General features: G+C 59.3%; 28 protein-coding genes. 11 read left to right on the forward strand and 17 right to left on the reverse strand.

Annotated elements, in window-relative coordinates; genetic code table 11:
* The 3 genes from BMY36_RS00005 to ychF all read right to left on the reverse strand — a co-directional run.
* The coding region (locus BMY36_RS00005) for an IS3 family transposase (protein WP_074818330.1) at nucleotides 1-273 on the reverse strand (273 nt) is incomplete at its 3' end.
* Entirely contained in the window at nucleotides 245-553 is a 309-nt protein-coding gene (locus BMY36_RS00010; RefSeq protein ID WP_139193888.1) for a hypothetical protein, read from the reverse strand. The genes BMY36_RS00005 and BMY36_RS00010, both read right to left, overlap by 29 nt.
* Nucleotides 554-934: 381 nt before the next feature.
* Nucleotides 935-2,032, reverse strand: a complete 1,098-nt coding sequence (gene ychF, locus BMY36_RS00015) for a redox-regulated ATPase YchF (protein WP_050521302.1) — start codon at nucleotides 2,030-2,032, stop codon at nucleotides 935-937.
* A 141-nt stretch (nucleotides 2,033-2,173) separates the two neighbouring features.
* Here ychF and trpA point away from each other — a divergent pair, with 141 nt between their 5' ends.
* The 5 genes from trpA (at nucleotide 2,174) to BMY36_RS00035 (ending at nucleotide 6,845) form a co-directional block, all read left to right on the forward strand.
* Nucleotides 2,174-2,965 carry a tryptophan synthase subunit alpha gene (gene trpA / locus BMY36_RS00020; RefSeq protein ID WP_050521459.1) on the forward strand — a complete coding sequence of 264 codons (792 nt, stop codon included), beginning with the start codon at nucleotides 2,174-2,176 and terminating at the stop codon, nucleotides 2,963-2,965.
* 88 nt (nucleotides 2,966-3,053) lie between these two features.
* Entirely contained in the window at nucleotides 3,054-3,821 is a 768-nt protein-coding gene (locus BMY36_RS00025) for an aminotransferase class III-fold pyridoxal phosphate-dependent enzyme (RefSeq protein WP_231579798.1), read from the forward strand.
* On the forward strand, nucleotides 3,793-4,116 hold the full coding sequence (locus BMY36_RS20380) for a hypothetical protein (protein WP_231579799.1): 324 nt from the start codon (nucleotides 3,793-3,795) through the stop codon (nucleotides 4,114-4,116). The genes BMY36_RS00025 and BMY36_RS20380 overlap by 29 nt, the downstream gene beginning before the upstream one ends.
* A 99-nt stretch (nucleotides 4,117-4,215) precedes the next feature.
* Nucleotides 4,216-5,607, forward strand: coding sequence for a glutamine synthetase family protein (locus BMY36_RS00030; RefSeq protein WP_050521303.1), 1,392 nt, complete (start codon nucleotides 4,216-4,218; stop codon nucleotides 5,605-5,607).
* 71 nt (nucleotides 5,608-5,678) lie between these two features.
* Nucleotides 5,679-6,845, forward strand: a complete 1,167-nt coding sequence (locus BMY36_RS00035) for an alpha-hydroxy acid oxidase (protein WP_050521304.1) — start codon at nucleotides 5,679-5,681, stop codon at nucleotides 6,843-6,845.
* Nucleotides 6,846-6,848: 3 nt separating this feature from the next.
* Here BMY36_RS00035 and BMY36_RS00040 read toward each other — a convergent pair whose 3' ends face one another.
* Nucleotides 6,849-7,988 (reverse strand): MFS transporter, encoded by a 1,140-nt coding sequence (locus BMY36_RS00040; protein ID WP_139193889.1) that lies wholly within the window; start codon nucleotides 7,986-7,988, stop codon nucleotides 6,849-6,851.
* Nucleotides 7,989-8,176: 188 nt separating this feature from the next.
* Between BMY36_RS00040 and BMY36_RS00045 the strand changes: the two genes are divergently transcribed.
* From BMY36_RS00045 to BMY36_RS00065, 5 genes are all read left to right on the forward strand, one after another.
* Entirely contained in the window at nucleotides 8,177-8,794 is a 618-nt protein-coding gene (locus tag BMY36_RS00045) for a 50S ribosomal protein L25/general stress protein Ctc (RefSeq protein ID WP_050521306.1), read from the forward strand.
* 112 nt (nucleotides 8,795-8,906) lie between these two features.
* Nucleotides 8,907-9,611: an aminoacyl-tRNA hydrolase gene (pth, locus tag BMY36_RS00050; protein WP_050521307.1), complete on the forward strand. Its 705-nt coding sequence runs from the start codon at nucleotides 8,907-8,909 to the stop codon at nucleotides 9,609-9,611.
* Between the two features lie 25 nt (nucleotides 9,612-9,636).
* Nucleotides 9,637-10,788 carry a serine hydrolase domain-containing protein gene (locus tag BMY36_RS00055; RefSeq protein WP_050521460.1) on the forward strand — a complete coding sequence of 384 codons (1,152 nt, stop codon included), beginning with the start codon at nucleotides 9,637-9,639 and terminating at the stop codon, nucleotides 10,786-10,788.
* 18 nt (nucleotides 10,789-10,806) lie between these two features.
* A complete protein-coding gene (locus BMY36_RS00060) occupies nucleotides 10,807-11,178 on the forward strand; it encodes a DUF2237 family protein (protein WP_050521308.1) in 372 nt (123 codons plus the stop codon).
* A 63-nt stretch (nucleotides 11,179-11,241) separates the two neighbouring features.
* Complete coding sequence (locus BMY36_RS00065; RefSeq protein ID WP_050521309.1) at nucleotides 11,242-11,640, forward strand: group III truncated hemoglobin; 399 nt, start codon at nucleotides 11,242-11,244, stop codon at nucleotides 11,638-11,640.
* Here the strand turns inward: BMY36_RS00065 and BMY36_RS00070 are convergent.
* The 13 genes from BMY36_RS00070 to aroA all read right to left on the reverse strand — a co-directional run bounded on the left by BMY36_RS00070 (nucleotide 11,637) and on the right by aroA (nucleotide 21,770).
* Nucleotides 11,637-11,819 (reverse strand): hypothetical protein, encoded by a 183-nt coding sequence (locus BMY36_RS00070; protein ID WP_050521310.1) that lies wholly within the window; start codon nucleotides 11,817-11,819, stop codon nucleotides 11,637-11,639. The genes BMY36_RS00065 and BMY36_RS00070 overlap by 4 nt on opposite strands.
* A 160-nt stretch (nucleotides 11,820-11,979) precedes the next feature.
* Nucleotides 11,980-13,212 (reverse strand): tryptophan synthase subunit beta, encoded by a 1,233-nt coding sequence (trpB, locus tag BMY36_RS00075; protein ID WP_050521461.1) that lies wholly within the window; start codon nucleotides 13,210-13,212, stop codon nucleotides 11,980-11,982.
* Nucleotides 13,213-13,214: 2 nt separating this feature from the next.
* Nucleotides 13,215-13,406, reverse strand: coding sequence for a hypothetical protein (locus BMY36_RS00080; protein ID WP_050521311.1), 192 nt, complete (start codon nucleotides 13,404-13,406; stop codon nucleotides 13,215-13,217).
* Between the two features lie 145 nt (nucleotides 13,407-13,551).
* Entirely contained in the window at nucleotides 13,552-14,007 is a 456-nt protein-coding gene (locus BMY36_RS00085; protein ID WP_050521312.1) for a GNAT family N-acetyltransferase, read from the reverse strand.
* Nucleotides 14,004-14,642 carry a phosphoribosylanthranilate isomerase gene (locus BMY36_RS00090; RefSeq protein WP_050521313.1) on the reverse strand — a complete coding sequence of 213 codons (639 nt, stop codon included), beginning with the start codon at nucleotides 14,640-14,642 and terminating at the stop codon, nucleotides 14,004-14,006. Before BMY36_RS00090 ends, BMY36_RS00085 begins: the two co-directional genes overlap by 4 nt.
* A gap of 3 nt (nucleotides 14,643-14,645) precedes the next feature.
* Entirely contained in the window at nucleotides 14,646-15,008 is a 363-nt protein-coding gene (locus BMY36_RS00095) for a LapA family protein (RefSeq protein ID WP_331458155.1), read from the reverse strand.
* A gap of 9 nt (nucleotides 15,009-15,017) precedes the next feature.
* The gene (ihfB, locus tag BMY36_RS00100; protein WP_022704589.1) at nucleotides 15,018-15,299 is read right to left on the reverse strand and encodes an integration host factor subunit beta; all 282 of its coding nucleotides are present in this window, start codon (nucleotides 15,297-15,299) and stop codon (nucleotides 15,018-15,020) included.
* A 191-nt stretch (nucleotides 15,300-15,490) separates the two neighbouring features.
* Nucleotides 15,491-17,173, reverse strand: a complete 1,683-nt coding sequence (gene rpsA / locus BMY36_RS00105) for a 30S ribosomal protein S1 (protein ID WP_074818332.1) — start codon at nucleotides 17,171-17,173, stop codon at nucleotides 15,491-15,493.
* 218 nt (nucleotides 17,174-17,391) lie between these two features.
* Nucleotides 17,392-18,021 (reverse strand): NAD(P)H-dependent oxidoreductase, encoded by a 630-nt coding sequence (locus BMY36_RS00110; protein WP_050521315.1) that lies wholly within the window; start codon nucleotides 18,019-18,021, stop codon nucleotides 17,392-17,394.
* Nucleotides 18,022-18,144: 123 nt separating this feature from the next.
* Nucleotides 18,145-18,660: a glutathione peroxidase gene (locus BMY36_RS00115; RefSeq protein WP_050521316.1), complete on the reverse strand. Its 516-nt coding sequence runs from the start codon at nucleotides 18,658-18,660 to the stop codon at nucleotides 18,145-18,147.
* Nucleotides 18,661-18,705: 45 nt separating this feature from the next.
* Nucleotides 18,706-19,314, reverse strand: a complete 609-nt coding sequence (locus BMY36_RS00120; RefSeq protein WP_050521317.1) for a (d)CMP kinase — start codon at nucleotides 19,312-19,314, stop codon at nucleotides 18,706-18,708.
* Nucleotides 19,311-20,423 (reverse strand): cystathionine gamma-lyase, encoded by a 1,113-nt coding sequence (locus BMY36_RS00125; RefSeq protein WP_050521318.1) that lies wholly within the window; start codon nucleotides 20,421-20,423, stop codon nucleotides 19,311-19,313. Before BMY36_RS00125 ends, BMY36_RS00120 begins: the two co-directional genes overlap by 4 nt.
* Nucleotides 20,424-20,426: 3 nt before the next feature.
* On the reverse strand, nucleotides 20,427-21,770 hold the full coding sequence (aroA, locus tag BMY36_RS00130) for a 3-phosphoshikimate 1-carboxyvinyltransferase (RefSeq protein WP_050521463.1): 1,344 nt from the start codon (nucleotides 21,768-21,770) through the stop codon (nucleotides 20,427-20,429).
* Between the two features lie 120 nt (nucleotides 21,771-21,890).
* Between aroA and BMY36_RS00135 the strand changes: the two genes are divergently transcribed.
* Nucleotides 21,891-22,958, forward strand: coding sequence for an MBL fold metallo-hydrolase (locus BMY36_RS00135; protein ID WP_082224982.1), 1,068 nt, complete (start codon nucleotides 21,891-21,893; stop codon nucleotides 22,956-22,958).
* Nucleotides 22,959-22,966: the final 8 nt, after the last annotated feature.

A 22,966-nucleotide genomic window follows, 5' to 3' on the forward strand; every position in this document is an offset into this window, starting at 1 on the left:
CGAGGCATTGGCCAAAAAATCCCGTTCCACCACAAGTTGGCCAATCTTGGAATGCAGCTTGTCGAGTTCAGCCGCACTTACCTGCTCCGGGGCGGCACCTCGGCGCGCAAAAGCTGTCGCCATGTTCTCTATCGCCGCGCGCTTCCAAGTGTCGATTTGTGTCGGATGAACATCGTACTTCTTCGACAGCTCCGCCAGCGTCAGCTCCTCACGGATCGCTTCAAGCGTAACCTTGGCCTTGAAATCAGGCGAATGGTTCTTTCGTTTCTTCATTCTGGATCACTTCTCTCATCATGCGATCCAACTTAACAACTGGTCCGAAATTCCGCGACCAACTCTCTTTTTCACTTAAGACCGGAACGAAGATGCCGAAGAAGAACATGAAGGCGGCTGAAACCCACACTATGACGAAAATCGCCTTCATAGGTGCTTCGTTAAATTCAGCGACTAACTTTGCCCGTTCGTCTTTGCTTTTTATCGCGCCCCATATAGTGACCGCAACGCATCCAAACAAAAGGCAAAATGCCAAGAAACCCATAGTATCCCCGATCAAAGTAATCTTCTTTGACAGTCGGCGGAACCTTCGAAGTTTACACGAAAAAACCGCCCACAAAGGGACGGGAGTTCCTTCTTAGTGGCCTTGGGAAGATCAAAACGCTTAGGCGGGGATGCCCCAAGATCTTTTCCGTCAGCCATCTCACGCGCCGCAACCGTCCTGTTCTGGCTTGGAAAATCAATGGGTCTGATGCCTAAATGCACAACCCAAACCCACGCCGCCCCCCAGCGCGACAGGCCACCCCAAACCGCAATGGAAAACCCCCAAACCGCACTGCGATTCAGGGGTTAAATTTCAGTTAACAAAAAAAACGAAAACTACTTAAAACAATTGCTTACCGAAAGCATCGCGCGCGATGCACCCCGCAAATCGCGCCCCTCAGCCGGAAAACAGAAAGTGCAAAACATCCCCATCCTTCACTAGATAGGTCTTGCCTTCCACCCGGAATTTGCCCGCTTCCTTGGCCCCGGCTTCGCCATTTCCGGCGATATAATCATCATATCCAACCGTTTCGGACCGGATAAATCCCTTTTCAAAATCGCCATGAATAACGCCCGCCGCCTGCGGGGCCAGCGTGCCTTTCGGGATCGTCCAGGCCCGCGCCTCTTTCGGCCCCACGGTGAAATAAGTCTGCAAGCCCAGCAGCGCATATCCCGCGCGGATCAGGCGGTCCAACCCCGCTTCCTCCAGCCCCATTTCGCCCAAAAACATCTCTGCCTCATCCGCTGCAAGCTGACTGATTTCTTCCTCAATCCGGGCGGAAATTACCACCATGCCGGCCCCCTGTTTGGCCGCCATTTCCGCCACGCGGGCCGATTGGGAATTGCCCTGAGATGCCGAAGCCTCCTCCACATTGCAGACAAAAAGCACAGGTTTCGATGTCAAAAGCTGCAACAGCCGCCAGTTCCGCACATCATCCTCCGCCACCGCAATCGACCGCGCCGGGCGGCCTTCTTCCAGCACCTTTTGGGCCATTTGAAGCAGCCGCACCTGATCGCCCGCATCCTTGTCGCCGCCCTTGATCTTGCGCGCCAAATTCGCCAGCCGCCGCTCAATAGACTCCAAATCAGACAGCATCAGCTCCGTCTCGATCGTCTCGGCATCCGCGATGGGGTCGATTTTGCCCTCAACATGGGTGATATCATCATCTTCAAAACAGCGCAGCACATGGGCCACCGCATCACATTCGCGGATGTTGGCCAAAAATTGGTTGCCCAACCCCTCGCCCTTGGACGCGCCCCGCACCAGCCCTGCGATGTCCACAAAGGTCATCCGGGTCGGGATAATTTGCTTCGATCCCGCAATCGCCGCCAGCTTTTCCAACCGCGCGTCAGGCACCGCCACATCGCCCACATTCGGCTCAATCGTGCAGAACGGAAAATTCGCCGCCTGCGCCGCCGCCGTGCGGGTCAGCGCGTTGAACAAGGTGGACTTGCCCACGTTCGGCAGCCCGACAATTCCCATCCGAAAACCCATGCGCGTCTCTCCTTGCTTTTCCCGGCCCTCATAGGCCAAAACCACAGCAATCCGCAAGCGGGCCCCGCATATTCGCATCAGCCATTGATTTCCGCGCCACCTTTGGGCAAACCGGGCAGCAACACGCAAAAGGACGCCGCCATGACCCGGATTGACCAAAAATTTGCCAGCCTGCGGGCCAGCGGCACCAAGGCCTTCGTTTCCTACATCATGGCGGGGGACCCGGATGTGGAAACCTCGCTGGCGATTATGAAGGGGCTGCCGGGCGCGGGCGTCGATATTATTGAGATCGGGTTGCCCTTTACCGACCCGATGGCGGACGGCCCGACCATTCAGCTGGCAGGCCAGCGCGCGCTGGAAGGCGGCATGACGCTGGACAAAACCCTTGCCATGGTCGCGGATTTTCGCACGGACGACGACACGACCCCGATTGTATTGATGGGCTATTACAACCCGATCTATTCCCGCGGCGTGGACCTGTTTTTGACCCAGGCCAAGGCCGCCGGCATCGACGCGCTGATTGTGGTGGACCTACCACCCGAGGAGGACGCAGAGCTGTGCATCCCGGCGCAAAAAGCTGGCCTCAACTTCATCCGACTGGCGACACCCACCACCGATGACCAGCGCTTGCCCGTGGTGCTGCAAAACACTTCAGGCTTTGTCTATTACGTTTCTATCACGGGCATCACGGGCGCCGCCGCCCCGCAGGCCGCCGATGTGGCGCCTGAGGTGAGGCGCATCAAGGCGCAAACCGATTTGCCCGTGATCGTGGGCTTTGGCATCACCACACCCGAGGCGGCGCAGGCCATTGCAGGCATTGCGGATGGCTGCGTGGTAGGTTCTGCCATCATCAAAGACATTGCCGAGGGCAAGCCCGTGGCCGAGGTGTTGGCCCGTGTCGCCGCCCTGGCTGCCGGGGCGCATCGCGGCTGACCGCACAACCAGCGGGCCGAACCATAATGGGTAGGGTGGGTGCAACCCACCGCCCCCGTCGGCACCGCCCGCAACCCAAGGGACCCGCATGATCGCCGGAATTGATCCCACCCGACTGGCCACCTTTACCCAGCGCGAAATCGCCCGGTTCGCCGCCAGCCGCCCCAACACCCAAGCGGCGCTTGCCACAGGCGCAGCGGCCTATCTGGCAGGCGTGCCGATGCATTGGATGCGCGACTGGCCGATGCCGTTTCCCTTGGTCATCGAATCCGCCAAAGGCGCGCGGATTACCGATATTGACGGGTATGGCCTTGATGATTTTTGCCTTGGGGATACGGGCAGTTTGTTTGGCCATTCCCCTACCCCCGTGGCCCGCGCAGTCGCGCAGCAAGCGCGGCGGGGCTTGACCTATATGCTGCCGTCCACCGATGCGCTGGAGGCGGGGCGGCTGTTGACCAAACGCTTTGGCAATTTTCGCTGGCAGATCGCGACCACCGCATCCGATGCCAACCGCTGCGCCATTCGCATCGCGCGGGGGGTGACGGGGCGGCCCAAGATTTTGGTGTTCAACGGCTGCTATCACGGCACGGTTGAGGATGTGATGGTCACGCTGGACGCCGGGCGCACGGTGACGCGCCCCGGCATGGTGGGCCAAGTGGCGGACCCCGCTGCGCATGCTGTGGTGGTGGAATTTAACGATTTGGCTGCCCTGCACGCGGCACTTGCGACGGGTGACGTGGCGGCGGTGCTGGCCGAACCTGTGATGACCAATTGCGCGATGGTCCTGCCCCAGCCCGGCTTTTGGAACGCCATGCGCGCGGCCTGCGATGCGGCGGGCAACCCTGTTGATTATTGATGAGACCCACACCGTATCGAGCGGTTTGGGCGGCTGGGCGCGTGGGCATGTCGTGCGGGTTGGCGCGCGGGTGGAGTTTATTTGCGCCCCCGGCCCTTTGCAAAACGGGGCACAGGCGATGGATGCGCATGTGCCCGCGGTGGAACGGGCGGTGCATCTGGCCCTTGTGAACCGGGGCTGTTTGATTGCACCGTTTCACAATATGATGCTGGTGTGCCCTGCCACCAAAAAGCGGCAGGTCGATGGGTTGATCGGTGCCTTTGTTGAGGTGTTGGAAGCGTTGTTTAAAAGATGACCTTGATGGCGAACGCCGGGGGCGCGTTGCCCCCCGGACCCCCAAAAGATATTTGAGCCAAGACGAATTGACGTTTGAATGTGTTAAGGAATTGAGAAGATGAGCGCAGAATTGAGCCCTTCAGGATCCACCGTGGCCGAAGCGGAAGCGTTTTTGGCCGCGCACCCCGAAATTGAAGCAATTGATCTGGTGATGCATGACGCCAATGGGATTGGGCGCGGTAAGATCATTCGGCGGCACGAGTTGTTGGGGTTTTACAAATCTGGGCGACATTTGCCGATCTCCATCCTCGGCCTCGATATTTGCGGCGAGGATGTGCATGAGACAGGGTTGATTTGGGACCAAGGCGACAGCGATTTGCGGGCTTGGCCGGTGCCGGGCAGTTTGGTGCCGCTGCATGGAACGGTGCCTGCGCGCGCCGAAGTGTTCATGTGCATGTATGGATTGGACGGCACCCCGATGACTTCGGACCCGCGCCACGCGTTGCAGCGCCAAGTCGATGCATTGGCCGCTGATGGATTATACCCGGCGGGCGCGTTTGAGCTGGAGTTTTTTCTGTTGGCCAATGAGCGCGGCCCTGACGGGCGGGTCCAGCCTGCGCGCGATGTGGTGGACGGGCGTTTCAGCACCAAGACCGAAGTGTATTCGGTGGACCATTTGCATGGTATGTTGCCCCTATTTTCTGCGATTTACGCTGGGGCAGCGGCGGCGGGCATTAAGGCCGAAACGATGATTTCGGAATATGCGCCCGGGCAGTATGAATTGACGCTGCATTACCGCGAGAACGTGATGCAGGCGGCAGATGACCTGATGCGGTTAAAGCGGATTGTGCGGGCGCAAGCGCGGGCGCAGGGGGTCACCGCCTGTTTCATGGCGAAACCGATTGAACATTATGCCGGGTCTGGGATGCATTTTCATGTGTCGATGCTGGATAAATCTGGGCGCAATGTGTTTGTGGAGGCGGTGGAGGGGCAATGGTCGCCCAATATCTTGCACAGCATTGGCGGTTTGCGCGCGACGATGGCGGAATCGATGCTGGTGTTTGCGCCCCATGCCAATTCGTGGCGGCGGTTTGTGGGGCAATCTTATGCGCCTATCAGCCCCTCTTGGGGGGTGAACAACCGGTCGGTGGCGCTGCGGATTCCGGCGGGCGACATTAAGGCGCGGCGCATTGAACACAGGCCAGCGGGGGTGGATGCGAACCCTTATCTGGTGGGCGCAACCGTTTTGGCGGGTATTCGCGCCGGGTTGTCGTACCGCGTCGATCCGGGGCCAGAAACGACCGGGAACGGGTATGAGGGCGCAGAGGCGGGCGAAATGCCCGTCGATTGGCGCGGCGCGATTGAAGCGGCGCGCGCATCAACCTTTTTGCGCGATGCTTTGGGCGAGGATATGCACCGCACCTTTGTTGCGATCAAGGCGGCGGAATATGCACGCGTGGCGCGGACCGTGTCCGAGGTGGATTTTGACCTGTATTTGCACTCCGTTTAGGGCGGCGCAAAAGGGTTGTTTTCTGCCCGATATATTGGTAAACAAATATTACCACTTATAGGAGCCACCCCATGCCCGTCATCACCTGCATTGACGACCTGAAGCGTTTACACAAGCGCCGCACGCCCAAGATGTTTTATGATTACGCCGAAAGCGGCAGCTATACCGAACAGACGTTCCGCGAAAACACGTCTGATTTTGCGCAGTTGCGGCTGCGCCAAAAGGTGGCCGTGGATATGTCGGGGCGCAGCACGACAAGTACCATGATTGGCGAAAAGGTCGCGATGCCTGTCGCGCTGGCCCCTGTGGGCCTTACGGGCATGCAGCATGCGGATGGCGAGATTTTGGCAGCCAAGGCAGCCGAGAAGTTTGGCGTGCCCTTTACCCTGTCCACCATGAGCATTTGTTCGATTGAAGATGTGGCAGAGCACACCACCAAGCCGTTTTGGTTTCAGGTTTACACCCTGAAAGATGATGATTTTATGCGCCGGTTGTTTGAACGCGCGCGGGCGGCGAACTGTTCGGCGATCGTGATCACGGTCGATTTGCAGATCATGGGGCAGCGCCACAAGGATTTGAAAAATGGGCTGTCTGCACCGCCGAAACTAACCCCTGCCTCCATCGCCAATATGATGACCAAGGTGCAATGGGGCCTTGGCATGCTGCAAACCAAGCGGCGGTTTTTTGGCAATATCGTGGGACACGCCAAGGGGGTGTCGGACCCATCCAGCCTGTCGTCTTGGACCGCCGAGGCGTTTGACGAGAGCCTGGATTGGGGCCGGATTGCCAAGTTCAAAGAAATGTGGGGCGGCAAAGTGATTTTGAAAGGCGTGATGGACGCCGAGGATGCCAAGAACGCGCTATCCGTCGGGGCCGATGCAATTGTGGTGTCGAACCACGGCGGGCGGCAATTGGACGGTGCGCTGTCGTCCATCCGCGCGCTGCCGAGCATTGTGGACGCGGTGGGCGACAAGATTGAAGTGCACATGGACAGCGGCATCCGGTCGGGCCAAGACGTGTTGAAGGCGTTGTCGCTGGGGGCCAAGGGCACTTATATTGGCCGCGCATTTGTGAACGGTTTGGGCGCGATGGGTGAGGCGGGTGTGACCAAATCGCTGGAGGTTATTCATAAGGAATTGATCACCACGATGGGGCTGGTGGGCGAGCGCCGGGTGGCGGATTTGGACCGCAGCAACCTTTTGATCCCTAAAGGGTTTGAAGGCGATTGGGTGGACTGACCCCTAACGCGCCCGCCGCATCATGGGCGCAAGGACAAGCACAAACGATATGCCAATAGCGGTGACCACAAAGGCCGCGCGCAGCCCAAAACTGCCCGCGATCAGGCCCAACAACGGCGGGCCAAAGAAGTAGCCGAAATAACCGAGCAAGGTGGCGCGGGCGACGGCACGGGCGCGTGCCTCGGGGCGTGCCCCTGCGCCGACCATCGAAAATGCGGTCGGCGCGATCACCGATGCGCCAATGCCCATGATGATGAACCCGGCGTAGGCCATGGCGGGGCTGGTGGCCAAGGCGGCGATCAATGCGCCAATGCTGGCCACAACAGAACCCCATTGCAACAAGGTGATAGGGGCCACGCGTTGAATGATGACTTGCCCACCCAACCGCGAGGCGGCCATGGTCAGCGCCAAAGTGGCGGGGCCAAGCGCGCCTTGGGCCGGGCTGCCGCCAAGGGTTTTTTCGATATGCAGCGCCGACCAGCTTTCCGCGGCGTTTTCGGTCATGAAGGCGACCAGCACAATCGCGCCGCCGATCAGGGGTAGGGTGCCAAGGGCGGCGGCGGCCTTGTCCGTGGGGCGGCGCAAACCGTCGATGCGGCCCGCCGCATCCCATGTGAACAGGGCCACAACCAAGGCGGCGACGGACAGGCTGCCCATCACCAGCGCGGGGTCCGCACCCCCCGCCCGCAACGCGCCGGTGGTCAGCGCCCCCGCCGCGTATCCCAGTGAATACAGCGCGTGGCACAGGTTCATCAGGGGCCGCGCATGAGTGTTTTCAAGCGCGGCTACCCGTGCGTTCATCAACACATCGGTCAATCCCGTGGCCGCCCCGCAGGCCATCATCGCAAGGGGAAACAGAACCATTGAGGCGGTTTGCCCCGGCAATGCGAAACTGGCCGCCATCATAATGGTCGCCAGTGGCAGGGCATAGCGCCCCAAGGCCGCGCCAAAGGCGGGCGCCACCAGCATCGCCAGAACGGCGGTAACGGGGGTGAGAAACAGCAATAGGCCCAGCTGCGCCTCATCCACGCCCAGCATGGTTTTTAGGTCCGGCAACACGGCAGCAAAGGTGCCCCACATCATGCCCATCACGGCAAAGGCACAAAGAGGCGCGCGGGCGATGATAAGGGCGTTGGGGCGCATTTTCCGGATCCATAAGGGCGTTGATCAGCCGTAGAACGGACGCGCAGGCCACACAAGCCCGCATAATACTAAAGAAACCGCCGGAAAAGGGCGATTTCGGCTTTCCCCCCTAGTGATTCCCCGCTATGCCCCGCCTGTCGCGTCGCACACCCTTGGAGGGCGGCGGATTTAACATATGGAGAATTACAATGGCAAAAGAGATCTCAGATCTTGTAGCCGAGGTACGAGTGGGGACAGGCAAGGGGGCCGCCCGCCAAGCGCGTCGTGAGCAATTGGTACCCGGTATCGTTTATGGTGGTGGGATTGACCCACAGCCGCTGAACATCAAGTACAACTATTTGATGAAAAACCTGAAGGCAGGCCGCTTTTTGTCGCAGCTGTTCAACCTAAAGGTTGAAGGCCAAGACGATGTGCGCGTGATCTGCCGTCATGTGCAGCGCGATGTTGTGAAGGATATTCCTTTGCACGTCGACTTGATGCGTTTGCGTCGCACCAGCCGTATCAACCTGTTCATCAACGTTGAATTTATCAACCACGACAAGGCCCCCGGCCTGAAGCGTGGTGGCACGTTGGTTGCAGTGCGCAACGAAGTGGAACTGGAAGTCACCGCTGGCGACATTCCAGAACTGATTACCGTTGATTTGACCGGCAAGACCATCGGCGATGTTATTCACATCAGCGACGTGGTTTTGCCAGCGGGTGCCAAGCCAACTGTCGACCGTAACTTTGTGATCGCCAACATCTCGGCACCATCGGGGCTGCGGTCCAGCGGTGTTGATGAAGCGGACGACGCAGCAGAAGAATAATTCGCACCAGATTGGGCGAATTGGAAACGCGGTAGGGCAACCTGCCGCGTTTTTGCGTTTTGGTGGCGCGGTGGGGCTGGTATAGCGGTTGAAGATTAGAAAGGGATTGGCGATGAAACTGTTTGTGGGTCTGGGCAATCCGGGTGCGAAATATGCGGGAAACCGCCACAATATCGGGTTCATGGCACTGGACCGGATTGCGGCGGACCACGGGTTTGGTCCGTGGCGGCGCGCGTTCAAAGGGTTGGTGGCCGAAGGGCGGTTGGGCGATGAAAAACTGCTGCTGTTAAAGCCCGAAACGTTCATGAACCTGTCGGGCGAGGCGGTGCAAGCGGCGCTGGCCTTTCACAAACTGGCGCTGGCGGATGTGACCGTGTTCCATGATGAATTGGATTTGGCCCCCGGCAAGATGCGTTTGAAACAGGGCGGCGGGCATGCCGGGCACAATGGATTGCGATCCATCCACGGGCATCTGGGCGAGGCCTATGGCCGCGTGCGGTTGGGCATTGGCCACCCGGGGCACAAGGATGCGGTGGCGCATTATGTGCTGCATGATTTTGCCAAAGCCGATCAAGATTGGCTGGACGACCTGCTGCGCGGCATCAGCGATGGGGCGGCAGCGCTTGCGGCAGGGGATGGGGCGACGTTTTCCAATCTTGTGGGCTTGCGCACAGCGCCCCAGCGGCCCTCGACTGGGCAGGAGCGGGCGTGGGCTGCAAAGCTGCCTGCTGCGCCTGAGGCCGCGCCCCTTACCGTCGATACAACAATGCCCGACACCCGCAGCACGTTGCAAAAACTTGCGGATCGGTTTCGGTGACAATTTCGTGTTTCAGGGGGATATAATGCGCCGGAGCATCAAGATTTTAGGGGCGGCGCTGCTGTTGATCGCAGCGCTGGCGGTTTGGAAGCGCGAAGAGATTGGGCGCTTGCAGGCGGTGCTGGGCCTGTTTGATGCGGACACGATTGTTGCAAACTTCAGCCATATGGACCGAGCCTTTGTTAGTCGCGATATTGCTGTATCTGGCCCGGTGATGGCGTTGCCCGCGGGCCCGGCGATGCCTGCGGTTGCAGGGCTTGCCGAATGGCAGGCCGCGCGCAGTGTGACTGCGATGGTGGTGCTGCACGACGGCGCGCTGGTTGCTGAGGATTACCGCCTTGGCACAGGCCCGATGGATCAGCGCATTTCATGGTCTGTTGCCAAAAGCTATTTATCCGCCTTGTTTGGGATTGTTTTGGCCGAAGGTTTGATTGACGACATCAATGACCCCGTCACCAAATATGCGCCCACGCTGCTGGGGACCGCCTATGATGGAGCCACAATCCGCGATGTGCTGACCATGCAATCAGGGGCCGCCTTTGATGAGGATTATCTAGATTTTTGGAGCGATATCAACAAAATGGGCCGCGTTATGGCGCTGGGTCAGTCGATGGACGGGTTCACGGTCGGAGTGACCGACCGCGAAAAGCCGCCGGGAACTGCGTGGCAATATGTGTCAATCGACACCCATGTGATCGGAATGGTGATGCGGGGGGCCACGGGGCGCGCGATTGTGGACTTGATGGGCGAAAAGCTGCTGCACCCCTTGGGGATCGAAGCACGGGCCTATTATGTAGCCGACGGGTTGGGGGAGCCGTTTGTGCTGGGCGGTTTGAACATGATCACCCGCGATTATGCCCGGTTGGGGCAGTTGTTTTTGCAGCGCGGCCAAGTGGGGGACCGCCAGATTGTGCCCGCCGCTTGGGTGGATGCATCCACAAGCCGCCAAGCCAACACAGTACCGGGAGACATTGGTTATGGCTATCAATGGTGGGTGCCGGAAGGGGCTGCACCCGGCGAGTTTTTGGCGCGTGGCATTTATGGCCAATACATCTATATTAATCGAAGCGCGGGTGTTGTTATTGCAGTCAATTCCGCTGATCGCGGGTTTCGCGATGTCGGATCTGCACAAAGCAACATGGCGATGTTTCGCAGCATTGCTGCCCTGTACCAATAGCCCACAAAGGGGATCAGCATGACCAAACTGCCATCCATAAACGTGCTGGGCACCGCCCTTGCCGCCTGTTCCACCACACCGTTGACCGGGTTTTTTCGCAATGGCTGTTGTGACACCGGGCCGATGGACCAAGGCCAGCACACCGTTTGCGCCGTAATGACCGCCGAGTTTTTGGCGCTGTCGAAATATCTGGGCAATGATCTGTCGACCCCGCGCCCGGCATACGGGTTTGCGGGGCTGAAACCGGGCGATCAATGGTGCCTGTGCGCAGGCCGTTTTTTGCAAGCGCATGAGGAAGGGGCAGCCCCAATGGTCAAGCTGGACGCGACCCATGCCCGCGCGGTGGATGTGGTGCCGCTGGAGATTTTGCAGCTTTACGCATTGACCTAAGCGCATGCGCCTGCCGCAGCCTGCCCCTTGCAGTCACCGCCCGGCAGGTTTAGCCGTTTGCGCATGAGCTTTGCCCGTTTTCCCATTGCACCCGAACAGATCGACACGGTTGTGGCCGCGTTTTATGCGGGCGTGCGGGCGCATCCCCGGTTGGGTCCGGTTTTTGCCGTGCATGTCACGGATTGGCCGGGGCATGAGGTCAAAATTGGCGCGTTTTGGCGCAATGCGATTTTGATGGAACGGGGGTATGACGGCAACCCGATGGCGGCGCATCGCAATGCGGGCAACGTGCGGCCGGGCATGTTTGATGATTGGCTGGCGCTGTTTGATGCCACCCTGACGGCGCATTTACCCGACGATACCGCAGAACAATGGTCGGCATTGGCGCACCGCATCGGGCGCGGGCTGCGGTACGGCGTGGTGGATGGTGTAACACAACCCAGCCAAGTGCCGCGGTTTTAGGCCTGCAGGGCCAAGACCGCGATGCCATATTCCAACATATCGGCGGTCATATAGACCGGGCCGTCGGGCAGGACCTGTTCGATCTGTCCGGCGTCCACCATCGGGGCTGCCTGCGCCATACCGGCCATGCCAACGCTAAGCCCAAAACCGACCAGAAACCCGACTGTATTGTTGTTCATCGCACCCTCAATTCATCTGTGCCGCAGCGCGGCGCGTTTGGGGCGGTTTGCGGCCTGATTGTGGCGAAACTGGGGCGAATCGGGCGGATTGTTTCGCGTTTAAAAACGATAACGCGGGTGTGAAAAAGGCCAGTCTGTGCGGCTGGCCTTTTTCATCGTGTCAGACCTTCATGTCAAAGCCGAGGTGCTTGGCGACGGTAAAGATGTCTTTGTCGCCGCGCCCGCACATGTTCATCACCATGATATGGTCGCTGGGCAGGCTGGGCGCGATTTTCATCACATGCGCCAGCGCGTGGCTGGGTTCCAGCGCGGGAATGATGCCCTCCAACGCGCAGGACAGTTTGAACGCCTCCAGCGCCTCCATATCCGTGATGGAGACGTATTTTGCGCGGCCCGTATCATGAAGCCACGCATGTTCGGGACCAATGCCGGGGTAATCGAGGCCCGCCGAAATGGAGAACCCTTCAAGGATTTGGCCATCATCGTCTTGCAGCAAATAGGTGCGGTTGCCGTGCAAAACGCCGGGGCGGCCGCCTGTTAGGCTGGCGCAATGTTCCATGCGGTCATCCACGCCTTTGCCACCTGCCTCCACGCCGATGATGTTGACGGTCGGATCATCAAGGAAGGGGTAAAACAGGCCCATCGCGTTGGACCCGCCACCAATCGCCGCGATCAGGGTGTCGGGCAGACGGCCTTTGCCCTCTTGCTCCTCCAATTGCCAGCGGGTTTCTTTGCCGATGATCGACTGGAAATCGCGGACCATGGCTGGGTACGGGGCGGGGCCTGCAACGGTGCCGATGCAATAAAAGGTGTCGCGCACGTTGGTCACCCAATCGCGCAGCGCATCGTTCATCGCGTCTTTCAGCGTCCCACGGCCAGAGGTGACGGGGATCACCTCGGCCCCCAAAAGGCGCATACGAAACACGTTGGGTGCTTGGCGTTCGACATCATGCGCGCCCATGTAGACCACACATTTCAGCCCGAACTTGGCGCAGACGGTGGCGGTGGCCACGCCGTGCTGGCCCGCGCCAGTTTCCGCGATGATGCGGGTTTTGCCCATGCGGCGGGCAAGGATGATCTGGCCCAACACGTTGTTAATTTTATGCGCGCCGGTGTGGTTCAACTCGTCGCGCTTCATATAGATTTTTGCGCCGCCAAGATGTTTGGTCAGGCGTTCTGCGTAATATAGCGGGCTGGGGCGACCAACGTAGTGTTTCCACAAATAGTCCATCTCCGCCCAGAATGTCGGGTCGGTTTTGGCAAATTCATAACGCTCCTCCAACTCAAGGATAAGCGGCATCAGGGTTTCGGACACAAAGCGGCCCCCGAAAATGCCAAAGCGGCCCTGCTCATCCGGGCCGGTCATGTAGCTGTTCAATCCATCCTCGGCCATCGTCATCGCCCCCCGTTTGATTTTGTTGTGCGGCGCCAGACTGTGGGCGCTGCGAAAAAGCCAATAAAGCCGCCGATCGTAAATAGCAGTGCAGCGCCCAAAGGGCCGCCGATGCCAAAGCCGATCAGGCCGGATACGCCGCCAAAAGCGGCCAGTCCGACCAACCGGATCGCCAAGCCGATGATGCGTGCCATGCTGCTGCCCTTTGCGCCGTTTCAAGTGATCTAGCGCAGCGGAACCCGGTTGAAAACCTTTTGCAGCGCTTTAAGGCCAACGATTGAGAAGTTAGGTATTTAAGCCAAGCCGAATTGGGGACCGCACACAAATTTTAGATAAATTTTAAGCAGTTTGATCGAGCGCTTTTTTGAAACCAATGTGGGACGCGGTGTAGCCTGCACGTTCATAAAACCGCTGAGCATCCTCACGGGTTTTGTTGCTGGTTAGCTGTATCAGGCTGCATCCGGCGTGTGTTGCACGCATTTCGGCGTCGCGCATCAGGGCGGTTCCCACCCCTTCGGAGCGCAGTTTGGCGGAAACGCGGACCGATTCGATCTGCGCGCGGCGGCTGGCGACAAGGGACAGGCCCGTGATAAAGGTAAGTTGATAGGTGGCGACCACGCGGCCATCCGCCTCACCCACGATCAGGGCGTTACCGTATTCATAGGTCATTGCATCAAACGCGGCAAGGTATTGGGGCAGATCGCCACTTTCGCGGACTGCGCCCATCGTATCATCGCGCAGCAGGGCCACAATGGCAGGAACGTCGGCGCGCAGCGCCTCACGCCAACGGATCATAATGCAGCCTCCACAAATGCGGCGATTTTGGCGGGGTCTTTGACACCCGGCGCGGATTCCACGCCCGATGACACATCAACTTGTCGCGCGCCGGTGAGGCGGATCGCATCGGCCACGTTGTCGGGCGTAAGGCCCCCGGCCAGCATCCACGGGCGCAACCATTTGCGGCCCACCAGCAAGCGCCAATCAAACGACAGGCCGTTGCCGCCCGGCAGGTCCGCGCCTTTGGGGGGTTTGGCGTCGATCAGGATTTGGTCGGCAGCAAGGGCGTAATCGGTCAGGCCGGCAAGATCAGAGGCATCCGCCACGCCAATCGCCTTCATCACGGGCAGGCCGTAGCGCGCACGGACATAGGCCACGCGGGCGGCAGATTCGTGGCCATGCAGTTGCAGCATATCCAACGGCACCGCGTCCATAAGCGCGTCCAGCGCGGCATCATCGGCATCGACCGTCAGCGCAACTTTGGCCAAGCCGGGCGGGGAGGCGAGGACCAAAGCGCGGGCCTGGTCCAACGTTAGATTGCGGGGGGATTTGGGGAAAAACACGAAACCCGCATAAGCGGCACGCGCAGCAACCACTGCATCCATATCAGCCAGACTGCGCAGGCCGCAGATTTTTACGCGAATATCTGCCATACATCAGCCCGCTTTTGCGGGGCGGTCCAACAGGGCCAACACATCATCTTGCGGGCTGGGGGTTTCGCGGCGCAGCGCCTCAATCTCACGCTCCAACCGGGTGATTTCGCGGGCACGTTCCTTGGCCGAGGAGCGATGTTTGTGTTCGCGTAACCATTCCCACACAAAACCAATCATCAGCCCGACAACGATACTGCCAAAAATCACCAGATACAGCGGCACTGTCAGCGCAAAGTTCAAGTTGGCAAAAGCCGCCATATCCGCAGGCAACGCGTTCAACGTGACAGCGCCCCGATTGGCCAAAGCCACGGTCAACAAGACAATGGCCAAAGCGACGAGGAGCAAGTAGCGCGTGTAGCGGATCATTACTGGCCTTTACCTTCCGTTCAATCGGTCGCGCAGCAGTTTGCCGGTTTTAAAGAAAGGAACTTTCTTATCTTCGACCTGAACCGATTCCCCGGTGCGCGGGTTACGGCCCGTTCTGGCATCCCGCGATTTGACCGAAAATGCGCCAAATCCGCGCAACTCTACCCGGTCGCCACGCGACAACGCCTCAATAATCTCTTCAAACACGGTGTTGACGATACGCTCCACATGGCGTTGCGTCAGATGCGGATTTTCGTCCGCAATCTTTTGGATCAATTCCGAACGGATCATCCGCTTATCCCCCTGAGGTCATCGGCGATCTAGGTGCCACCGATTGATTTTACCCCTCTGACTATAGGGAAAAATTGAGGCGTGATAAACAGGAAAACCAAGCAATCCCGTGCAATTGCGCACATAATGCAAAGGCCCCGCCGTTTGGCAGGACCTTCTTTGTGTGATTTCAGGCAGTAATCAGCCCAAGATCAGTTTTTGTCGCCTTTCAGCGCCGCACCAAGGATATCACCCAAGGATGCGCCCGAATCGGAGGAACCGTACTGTTCCACGGCGTCTTTCTCTTCGGCGATCTCGCGTGCTTTGATCGACAGACCCATACGGCGGGTCTTTGGGTCGATGTTGGTCACGCGCACGTCGATCTTGTCACCCACGCCAAAACGCTCTGGGCGCTGGTCGGCACGGTCACGCGACAGGTCGGAGCGGCGGATGAACGACTTTTGGCCGTTGTAATCCACTTCCACGCCGCCTTCTTCAATCGCGGTCACTTCGACCGTGATGATGGAGCCGCGCTTTACGCCGTCAACCGCATCGGTGAAGGTGTCTTCGCCAAGGGCTTTAACCGACAGGCTGATACGCTCTTTTTCAACGTCCACTTCGGTAACAGCGGCTTGCACCGTGTCGCCTTTGCGGTAGTTGGCAATCGCGTCTTCACCGCGCTGGTCCCACGACAGGTCGGACAGGTGAACCATGCCGTCGATGTCGTTATCAAGGCCGACGAACAGACCGAATTCGGTGATGTTTTTAACTTCACCTTCGATGTTCGTGCCAACGGGGTGGGTTTCTGCAAACACTTCCCATGGGTTGCGCTGGGTCTGCTTGAGGCCCAAGGAAACGCGGCGCTTGGCGCTGTCGATTTCCAGAACCATAACGTCCACTTCCTGGCTCGTGGAAACGATCTTGCCGGGGTGTACGTTTTTCTTGGTCCAAGACATTTCCGAGACGTGAACCAGACCTTCAACCCCTGCTTCCAGTTCCACAAATGCGCCATAGTCGGTGATGTTGGTGACACGGCCCTTGTGGATCGTGCCCAGTGCGTATTGCACTTCGACAGCATCCCATGGGTCGGACTGCAACTGCTTCATGCCAAGGCTGATGCGGTGCGTTTCTTTGTTGATCTTGATAACCTGAACCTTGACGGTTTCGCCGATTGTCAAAATCTCCGACGGGTGGTTGACGCGACGCCAAGCCATATCGGTGACGTGCAGCAAGCCATCAACGCCGCCCAGATCAACGAACGCACCGTATTCAGTGATGTTCTTGACCACACCGTCAACGGTCTGGCCTTCGGTCAGGTTGCCAATGACTTCGGCGCGCTGTTCTGCACGGGATTCTTCGAGGATGGCGCGGCGCGACACAACGATGTTGCCACGGCGACGGTCCATTTTAAGAATCTGGAACGGCTGCTTCATGCCCATCAACGGGCCAGCGTCACGCACGGGGCGCACGTCAACTTGGGAACCCGGAAGGAAGGCAACAGCGCCGCCCAGATCGACCGTAAAGCCGCCTTTGACGCGGCCAAAGATGGCGCCGTCAACACGGGTTTCATCGGCGTATGCACGCTCCAACCGATCCCACGCTTCTTCGCGCTTGGCTTTGTCGCGCGAAATCTGTGCTTCGCCGCGGGAGTTTTCCACGCGGTCCAAGAACACTTCGACTTCGTCGCCAACCTGAATTTCAGCGGTGCCGCCGATTTCAGCAAATTCTTTCAGATCAACGCGGCCTTCCATCTTGTAGCCGACGTCGATGATGGCCTGGCCCGCTTCAATCGCGATAACCCGGCCTTTGACAACAGAACCCTCTTGGGGCGTGTCAATCTCGAGGCTCTCTGCCAAGAGGGCTTCGAATTCTTCCATAGTGTTCATAGTAGCCATTAAAATCAGTTTCCTTTGCGTCGTGTTTTTCTGGCCATGCGGTTGTCTCCGCCGGTCTTTGGGTGGGGCCTTTGCGGAAAACCAAAAGCGCGCCGTAATGCGGCACGCGACAGAATCCCCCTTTAGCTTGGGTGGGGCATAGACCGATTGCCCCTTGCTGGCAAGGGGAATGGGCAGCGGATGCGCGGGGAATAAGCGCGTTTCCCCGCGCGGCCTGCTTATTCGACCACGGTCACAAACTTGTCCATCGCACGGCGCACTTTTTTCGCGCCATTCAACCAATCGCCGTCTTGGGCGCGGTATCCCACGGGCAAAACCGCAACCGATTTCAGGCCACGCTGCGCCAGCCCAAGGATTTCGTCGAATTTCGCGGGGTCAAACCCTTCCATCGGGGTCGCGTCCACTTCTTCAAACGCGGCGGCGGTAACGGCAAGGCCCAAACCGATATAGGTTTGGCGCGCGGCATGTTCAAAATTCACCTTTGCATCCCGGCCAACATAGTTTTTGCGCAGCCCGTCGAAATAGGCGCTCAGCGTCTCGGATGTTCCGCGCTGGTCCTCGTGCATTGCCACCACGCTGTCGATGCGTGCATCGGTGTAATCCGCCCAAGCGGCGAACACCAAAACGGCGGTACCATCAATGATTTGCGCTTGGCCATACGCCGCTTCACGCAGTTTTTCGCGGATTTGCGGGTTTTTTACCACAATCACTTCGAACGGCTGCAGCCCGCTGGAGGTGGGGGCAAGGCGAATCGCCTCTAAAATCTGGTCAATCTTGGCTTGGGGGACCACTTTAGACGGGTCCATTTTCTTGGTGGCATAGCGCCAGTTCAAACGTTCATTCAGCATGTTCACATCCTATGTTCAGGGCGGGGACGCCCGACACTTCCTTCCAATCACAGATAATCTGCGGCCTATGTGCGATAAAGGGCCAAAACCGCAAAGCGACTGTGCGAAAATCGCAGAAGTCGGTTATTGCAGCGCTGCTTTGACCGCCGCAGTGATCTGCGGCCCATCAGGTTTCACAGCCGAATCCCAAGTGCCAACAACTGCACCATTGCGGTCAATTAACACCTTGTTGAAATTCCAGCGCGGCACAAATCCTGCCTGATCGCGCAGCCAGCCGTAAACCGGATGCGCCTGCGCGCCGCGTACACGGGTGATATCGGTCATCGGCAAGGTCAGGTTGAAATTAACCTCACAAAACTCTTTCACCTCGGCGGCGCTGTTCAGTTCTTGTTTGAAATCATCCGATGGCACGGCGACAACGACCAATCCTTGGTCCTTGTACTGGTCATACAACGATTGCAGCGCATCAAACTGCGGGGTGAATCCGCATTGGGAGGCGGTGTTGACCAAAAGGATCGGCTGGCCCGCATAATCCGTCAACGACAAATCCCCCCCGTCGATAGAGGCGAAGGGGACGCTCGGGGGCGCTGCCACAGCGGTTGTTGCGGACAGTATCAAAGCCAGAATAGATGCTTTCATCGCGATCTCCTTTGCAACCAATACGCGCGGCGGCCCAGATTGGTTTCAAAGTTTCTGGCGCATTTGTGCCATGACCGCTGCGGTTGCGCGGTCCACCGCCGTATCAATGTCCATATCCGAGGTATCGAGCATTAGCGCCCCTGCCGCAGGGCGCAGCGGTGCATCCGCGCGGTTGGTGTCGCGGGCATCGCGTTCGACCACTTGGGCCAACACATCGGCAATGGATTGGGGGGCCGCATCGCCGCCCAGTTCCAGCCAGCGGCGGTGTGCGCGAATTTCAGCGCTGGCGGTGACAAAAATTTTCATCTCCGCCTCGGGGCAAATCACGGTGCCGATGTCGCGACCGTCCAGTACCGCCCCGCCCGTGCGGCGCGCAAACTGGCGTTGAAAATCCGTCAGTGCCGCGCGCACATCAGGCAGGGCCGCAACCACGCTGGCCGCCTGGCCCGCGCCAAGCGTGCGCAGATCGCCGCGCGCAAGGTCAGCATCACACAGGCTGCGGGCGGCCTGCACCGGGTCGCCGCCTTTGATGCCAACCGCGCGATAAAGCAGCCCGGTATCCAGATGTGCAAATCCAAATTGCGCGGCGACCGCCCGGCTGATCGTACCTTTTCCAGCGGCGGCGGGGCCATCAATGGCGACGGTAAAGATCACTGGGTGACGTCCAGCGCAGTTTTGATCGCGCCCCACAGCGGCTCCAACGGTTCTACACCGACGGACAGGCGGATAAAGCCGGGTGCCACCGGATCCCCCCACCGCGCGCGCCGCTCCCCCGCGCTGTGTGTGCCGCCAAAGCTGGTGGTTTGTGTGACAAAGGGACAAGCGGCCAAGAAGGCCTCGGCACTTTCGGCGCTGGCAAGTTCAAACCCAATCAGAAACCCAAATCCAGACATTTGCCGTTTGGCGATGGCATGCGATGGGTCGGTGGGCAGGCCCGGAAAGCGCAGGTTGGTCACGCGCGGATGCGCCGCCAACCGTTCGGCGATGGTTTGGGCGCTTGCGCACATCCGTTCCATCCGCACTTCCAACGTCTCAATCCCGCGGTGCAACAGCCACGCCTCAAACGCGCCAGGAACTGCGCCTGACAGTTTGCGCCAATTGCGCACCCGCTCCTCAATCCCCGCATCGCGGGTGGCAACGTGGCCGAACAGAATGTCGGAATGGCCACCGGGTGCCTTGGTATCGGCGGCAACCACAATATCCGCGCCCAAATCCAAGGGGCGCTGCAACAGCGGCGTCATGGTGGTGTTGTCGACAATCAACAAACCGCCCGCCGCCCGCACACGCGCAGCGATCAGGGCGATGTCGCAACATTCAAGGCCGGGGTTGGACGGGGTTTCCAAAAACACAACGGCCCCGCCCGATACATCGGTGGTTTCCATCTCGGCGGTCGGCACCTCGATAACCTCCACCCCATATGCCGCCAGAATTTCGGCAGAAAACACGCGGGTGACGTAATACCCATCCGCCGGGATGATCAGGCGCTTGCGATCTGTCAGCACCGCCATCAACGCCGCCGAAATCGCCGCCATGCCAGAGGGAAAGGCAACACAAGGCGCATCCTCCAATATCCCCAACTGCGCCTCAACCGCCTCCCATGTCGGCATCGACATACGGCCATAGACATGGCTAGCCCCCGCCACTTCGGGCAAATGGAATGTTGTGGCGGACACGATTGGCGGGGCCACGGGTTCGCCCTTTTGCAAGGCGGCTGCTCGGTGATGCAGCAGCTTGGCGAACCGTTCTTTGCCTTGATTGTCCATGGCTTACCCCTTTGTCAGCTTTGCACCCAAACCCATCATCAACCCTTCGAACAAGGGGAATGACGTGGCAATCGGGCTGGCATCATCTACGGAAATCGGGCGCTGGCTGGCCATGCCCGCCACCAGAAACGACATTGCGATGCGGTGGTCAATATGGGTGGCACAGGTCGCCCCACCCGGCACGCCGCCGGGACCACGTCCATGCACGATCAACGTGTCCTCATCCTCCTCCACCACAACACCGCAAGCCTCCAGCCCCCGCGCCATGGCATCAATGCGATCAGATTCCTTGACGCGCAATTCCTTGACGCCGCGCATCACGGTTTTGCCCATGGCATTGGCCGCGACCACTGACAAAATTGGGTATTCATCTATCATCGACGGCGCGCGTTCCGGTGGCACCTCGATGCCGCGTAAATCCGAAAACCGCACGCGCAGATCGGCGACAGGTTCGCCGCCTTCCTGCCGCGGGTTTTCAAAGGTGATATCCGCGCCCATTTCCACCAAAGTCAGATAAATCCCATTACGCGTCAGGTTTTGACTGACACCCGGCACAAAAATATCCGACCCCTCCACAATCAGCGCTGCACACACCGGAAACGCGGCCGATGATGGGTCACGCGGCACGGCCACCACCTGCGGGCGCAATTCAGGCTGGCCTGTCAGGGTAATCACATTGCCCTCCGCCGTCCGCTCCACCGTCAACTCAGCACCAAAGCCCAGCAACATGCGTTCGGAATGGTCGCGCGTGGGCTCACGTTCAATCACCACCGTTTGGCCCGGCGCGTTCAGGCCCGCCAACAGCACCGCCGATTTTACCTGCGCAGATGCCACGGGCAAAGCATAGCGCACGGGCACCGGGTTGGCCGCCCCCACCACAGTCATCGGCAACCGCCCGCCCTTGCGCCCAAAGGCCTGCGTGCCAAACAGCGACAATGGGTCGGTCACGCGCCCCATCGGCCGCTTGCGCAAACTGGCATCGCCGGTAAACGTCGCGGTCATCGCCGTCGTCGCCATGCAGCCCATGATCAGGCGCACACCGGTGCCCGAATTGCCGCAATCAATCACCGCATCGGGTTCGCGAAAACCGCCCACCCCCACACCATGCACCGACCACGCACCGGGGCCATGCTGCACCACCACTGCACCAAAAGCCCGCATGGCGCTGGCAGTGTCCAGCACATCTTGCCCCTCCAGCAACCCGGTGATCCGCGTTTCGCCCACGGCCATTGCACCAAAAATCAACGCGCGGTGGCTGATGGATTTATCGCCCGGCACCTCCGCTCGGCCTGTCAACGGGCCGGATTTGGTTGCGGTCATCATTTGGGCTGCGCCATGGGCCGACATAACATTCTCCTGCAACGGGTTGCAGGTTTGATAGCGCAAGCGTTCCGGGGCGTCCATGGGGGCCATCAACACCAAGCGGCAAGGGGTTGAAACCACCACTATGCGCCGCATATCCGAATGATGAAGCGCAGACAGATCATCAAAGGGACCGCCGCACTTGGCGCGCTTGGCGCATGCGGGGGTGGGGCAGCCGTGGCCGTGACAAACAGCAAAAACCGCTATTATTCCGGCCCCGTGTCGGATCATTTTGACGGCGTGCAGTTTTTCAACCCCGATGGGGCCGCGCCAGCAGGCTTTGGTGATCTGTTAAAATGGCAGCTTGGCGGCGGAAAAGCCGAATGGCCCGATCTCGTGCCTGTGCCGCAAAAGGCAAAACCCGCATCATCAGTGCAAGATGTGACGATAACAATGGTCGGCCATGCCACCATGCTGATTCAAACTGCGGGTATGAACATCTTGACCGACCCCGTGTGGTCTGATCGCGCCTCACCGCTTGCATTTGCAGGGCCAAAACGCGTGACCGAACCGGGGATCGCGCTGGTCGACCTGCCGCGCATCGACGCGGTCCTTCTTAGCCACAACCACTATGACCACCTTGATATCGCGACGATGAAGGCGCTGCATGCGGCCCATCAGCCGATGGTCGTGACCCCCTTGGGCAATGACACGATCTTGCAAAACGCGATTCCCGGCATCCGCACCACAGCGGGCGATTGGGGCGACACTGCAACCCTTGGCCTGCTTTCGGTACATTTTGAACCCTGCCACCATTGGTCCGCACGCGGCATCGGCGATCGATCTTGTGCGCTGTGGACAGCTTTTGTGATCGCAGGCCCCAACGGCAAAATTTTGCACATCGGCGACACGGGTTTTGACCAAGGCCGCCCCTACCGCGACCTTCCCGCCAAACATGGGGCCATCCGCGCGGCAATCTTGCCCATTGGCGCTTATGAACCACGTTGGTTTATGCGCGACCAACATCAAAACCCGGATGAAGCGGTGCAGGGCTTTAAACTGTCTGGCACCGCACATGCCATCGGCCACCATTGGGGCACGTTCCAACTGACGGATGAAGCCCGCGATGCCCCCCTGATTGCATTGGATGCGGCCTTGCAAAAACATAAGGTCTCCAGCGACCGCTTCCGCGCCTTGGCCCCCGGACAATCTTGGGCAATCCCACCCCTCTAAAGCCAACG

The organism is Pseudorhodobacter antarcticus, assembly GCF_900110135.1.
In the GTDB taxonomy this organism is placed as follows: Bacteria; Pseudomonadota; Alphaproteobacteria; order Rhodobacterales; family Rhodobacteraceae; genus Pseudorhodobacter; species Pseudorhodobacter antarcticus.

Coding starts and splice junctions, on each gene's coding strand:
- BMY36_RS00065 (WP_050521309.1), top strand. CDS start 11,242: ATGAGCTTTGCCCGTTTTCCCATTGCACCCGAACAGATCGACACGGTT.
- trpA (WP_050521459.1), top strand. CDS start 2,174: ATGACCCGGATTGACCAAAAATTTGCCAGCCTGCGGGCCAGCGGCACC.
- trpB (WP_050521461.1), bottom strand. CDS start 13,212: ATGGCCGAGGATGGATTGAACAGCTACATGACCGGCCCGGATGAGCAG.
- rpsA (WP_074818332.1), bottom strand. CDS start 17,173: ATGGCTACTATGAACACTATGGAAGAATTCGAAGCCCTCTTGGCAGAG.
- aroA (WP_050521463.1), bottom strand. CDS start 21,770: ATGTCGGCCCATGGCGCAGCCCAAATGATGACCGCAACCAAATCCGGC.
- BMY36_RS00035 (WP_050521304.1), top strand. CDS start 5,679: ATGCCCGTCATCACCTGCATTGACGACCTGAAGCGTTTACACAAGCGC.
- BMY36_RS00080 (WP_050521311.1), bottom strand. CDS start 13,406: ATGGCACGCATCATCGGCTTGGCGATCCGGTTGGTCGGACTGGCCGCT.
- BMY36_RS20380 (WP_231579799.1), top strand. CDS start 3,793: ATGCGGCGGGCAACCCTGTTGATTATTGATGAGACCCACACCGTATCG.
- BMY36_RS00060 (WP_050521308.1), top strand. CDS start 10,807: ATGACCAAACTGCCATCCATAAACGTGCTGGGCACCGCCCTTGCCGCC.
- BMY36_RS00030 (WP_050521303.1), top strand. CDS start 4,216: ATGAGCGCAGAATTGAGCCCTTCAGGATCCACCGTGGCCGAAGCGGAA.
- ychF (WP_050521302.1), bottom strand. CDS start 2,032: ATGGGTTTTCGGATGGGAATTGTCGGGCTGCCGAACGTGGGCAAGTCC.
- BMY36_RS00110 (WP_050521315.1), bottom strand. CDS start 18,021: ATGCTGAATGAACGTTTGAACTGGCGCTATGCCACCAAGAAAATGGAC.
- BMY36_RS00115 (WP_050521316.1), bottom strand. CDS start 18,660: ATGAAAGCATCTATTCTGGCTTTGATACTGTCCGCAACAACCGCTGTG.
- BMY36_RS00085 (WP_050521312.1), bottom strand. CDS start 14,007: ATGATCCGTTGGCGTGAGGCGCTGCGCGCCGACGTTCCTGCCATTGTG.
- BMY36_RS00040 (WP_139193889.1), bottom strand. CDS start 7,988: ATGCGCCCCAACGCCCTTATCATCGCCCGCGCGCCTCTTTGTGCCTTT.
- BMY36_RS00045 (WP_050521306.1), top strand. CDS start 8,177: ATGGCAAAAGAGATCTCAGATCTTGTAGCCGAGGTACGAGTGGGGACA.
- BMY36_RS00095 (WP_331458155.1), bottom strand. CDS start 15,008: ATGATCCGCTACACGCGCTACTTGCTCCTCGTCGCTTTGGCCATTGTC.
- BMY36_RS00125 (WP_050521318.1), bottom strand. CDS start 20,423: ATGGACAATCAAGGCAAAGAACGGTTCGCCAAGCTGCTGCATCACCGA.
- BMY36_RS00025 (WP_231579798.1), top strand. CDS start 3,054: ATGATCGCCGGAATTGATCCCACCCGACTGGCCACCTTTACCCAGCGC.
- BMY36_RS00090 (WP_050521313.1), bottom strand. CDS start 14,642: ATGGCAGATATTCGCGTAAAAATCTGCGGCCTGCGCAGTCTGGCTGAT.
- BMY36_RS00135 (WP_082224982.1), top strand. CDS start 21,891: ATGAAGCGCAGACAGATCATCAAAGGGACCGCCGCACTTGGCGCGCTT.
- BMY36_RS00070 (WP_050521310.1), bottom strand. CDS start 11,819: ATGAACAACAATACAGTCGGGTTTCTGGTCGGTTTTGGGCTTAGCGTT.
- BMY36_RS00055 (WP_050521460.1), top strand. CDS start 9,637: ATGCGCCGGAGCATCAAGATTTTAGGGGCGGCGCTGCTGTTGATCGCA.
- ihfB (WP_022704589.1), bottom strand. CDS start 15,299: ATGATCCGTTCGGAATTGATCCAAAAGATTGCGGACGAAAATCCGCAT.
- pth (WP_050521307.1), top strand. CDS start 8,907: ATGAAACTGTTTGTGGGTCTGGGCAATCCGGGTGCGAAATATGCGGGA.